We start from the raw sequence: 2,613 nt of genomic DNA on the forward strand, positions 1-2,613 counted from the left end.
ACGCGTGATCAGCAAAAGCAGGGGATACAAAATGAACACTCAAATCCTGGTATTCGCTCTGATTGCGATCATTCCAACAAATGCAGACAAAATCTGCCTCGGACATCATGCCGTGTCAAACGGAACCAAAGTAAACACATTAACTGAAAGAGGAGTGGAAGTCGTCAATGCAACTGAAACAGTGGAACGAACAAACACCCCCAGGATCTGCTCAAAAGGGAAAAGGACAGTTGACCTCGGTCAATGTGGACTCCTGGGGACAATCACTGGACCACCTCAATGTGACCAATTCCTAGAATTTTCGGCCGATTTAATTATTGAGAGGCGAGAAGGAAGTGATGTCTGTTATCCTGGAAAATTCGTGAATGAAGAAGCTTTGAGGCAAATTCTCAGAGAATCAGGCGGAATTGACAAGGAACCCATGGGATTCACATACAATGGAATAAGAACTAATGGGGTGACCAGTGCATGTAGGAGATCAGGATCTTCATTCTATGCAGAAATGAAATGGCTCCTGTCAAACACAGATAATGCTGCATTCCCGCAGATGACTAAGTCATATAAAAATACAAGAAAAAGCCCAGCTATAATAGTATGGGGGATCCATCATTCCGTTTCAACTGCAGAGCAAACCAAGCTATATGGGAGTGGAAACAAACTGGTGACAGTTGGGAGTTCTAATTATCAACAATCTTTCGTACCGAGTCCAGGAGCAAGACCACAAGTTAATGGTCAATCTGGAAGAATTGACTTTCATTGGCTAATACTAAATCCCAATGATACAGTCACTTTCAGTTTCAATGGGGCTTTCATAGCTCCAGACCGTGCAAGCTTCCTGAGAGGAAAATCTATGGGAATCCAGAGTGGAGTACAGGTTGATGCCAATTGTGAAGGGGACTGCTATCATAGTGGAGGGACAATAATAAGTAACTTGCCATTTCAGAACATAGATAGCAGGGCAGTTGGAAAATGTCCGAGATATGTTAAGCAAAGGAGTCTTCTGCTGGCAACAGGGATGAAGAATGTTCCTGAGGTTCCAAAGAGAAAACGGACTGCGAGAGGCCTATTTGGTGCTATAGCGGGTTTCATTGAAAATGGATGGGAAGGCCTAATTGATGGTTGGTATGGTTTCAGACACCAGAATGCACAGGGAGAGGGAACTGCTGCAGATTACAAAAGCACTCAATCGGCAATTGATCAAATAACAGGGAAATTAAACCGGCTTATAGCAAAAACCAACCAACAATTTAAGTTGATAGACAATGAATTCAATGAGGTAGAGAAGCAAATCGGTAATGTGATAAATTGGACCAGAGATTCTATAACAGAAGTATGGTCATACAATGCTGAACTCTTGGTGGCAATGGAGAACCAGCATACAATTGATCTGGCTGATTCAGAAATGGACAAACTGTACGAACGAGTGAAAAGACAGCTGAGAGAGAATGCTGAAGAAGATGGCACGGGTTGCTTTGAAATATTTCACAAGTGTGATGATGACTGTATGGCCAGTATTAGAAATAACACCTATGATCACAGAAAATACAGAGAAGAGGCAATGCAAAATAGAATACAGATTGACCCAGTCAAACTAAGCAGCGGCTACAAAGATGTGATACTTTGGTTTAGCTTCGGGGCATCATATATATTGACTAGTGTGTGTCATTGCTACTGGGTCTATCTGAATCACTGGTCTATTTGAGCCCTGCCAATTGTCCCTGCATGTGCAGGTAATCCCTGTTCGTTTCCCGTAACATGAGCATTCTTCAATATGCTTAGCAGTTCCAGTCAGAGACTCCCATTTCAATATTTTCCCCTCTTTAAAATAGTATATTCTTGTGTCTGCAGGTCCAGTGGCAGGTCCATCAGTGAACACTACTGGGCATACGCCGTTGTGGCATACACATTCAGATTCCTGTGTTCTTAGTATGTTTCGGGCCCATGTGTTAATTTCTGCAACAGGCCTTCTGTTGTACCATATTACTGCAGATGCATTGTTGTTTGGTCCTGATATACATATTGACATTCTGGATTTGCCATCATGGCAACTAGTACTTGACCACCCGATGCATTCCACCCTGCTGTTGTACACTGTGGGCGGTGATGATAGTGGCCAGCTTATCAGGGCGCGATACTGGGACCTATCGTGTATTGTTCCGTTTGAGTGTTTCCCTCTGATTGTTGTTCCTTGGCTGAGAGCATAGAACCTGCATTCATCTGGGTCGCATGAAACATAGGGTTCTCTTGTGACTAAAACATCCGAGCTTTCTCCAATTCTTACTGCATTGTCTTTCCCATATATGTGCCATGAATTTATAGTACAGAGCCCTTTAGTTAAGTTATTGAAATTCCTGCTTGTTCTTTCTTCCATTTGGATGTTGGTGATGTTTGTTTCATTATAATAGTTGTTTATTATTGTTTGGCTTGTGTTGGTTGTTTCAGGTTGTGAGCGTGAGCAATTGCAGCCCGATTTTAGATGCAGTCCTATGTTCAATCCTAGGTTTGCTATTCCAATGAGTACTGTGATTGCGCCTATTGTGATAGCAGTGGCTGAAGTGCATAGAATCTTCTGGTTTGGATTCATCTCGACCCTGCTTTTGCTGATCACGCGTA

General features: G+C 42.7%; 2 protein-coding genes. One reads left to right on the forward strand and one right to left on the reverse strand.

Features of this window, described 5'->3' with window-relative positions; all coding sequences use genetic code 11:
• A partial coding sequence (locus C4K88_RS17245; RefSeq protein WP_206604390.1) for a hemagglutinin occupies positions 1–1,702 on the forward strand: 1,702 nt, incomplete at its 5' end.
• On the opposite strand, the gene C4K88_RS17250 is transcribed toward C4K88_RS17245, so the two are convergent.
• A partial coding sequence (locus tag C4K88_RS17250) for a sialidase/neuraminidase family protein (protein WP_206604391.1) occupies positions 1,640–2,613 on the reverse strand: 974 nt, incomplete at its 5' end. The two genes, C4K88_RS17245 and C4K88_RS17250, sit on opposite strands and share 63 nt — an antisense overlap.

The organism is Arthrobacter pityocampae (assembly GCF_002927275.1).
Lineage (GTDB): Bacteria > Actinomycetota > Actinomycetes > Actinomycetales > Micrococcaceae > Arthrobacter_D > Arthrobacter_D pityocampae.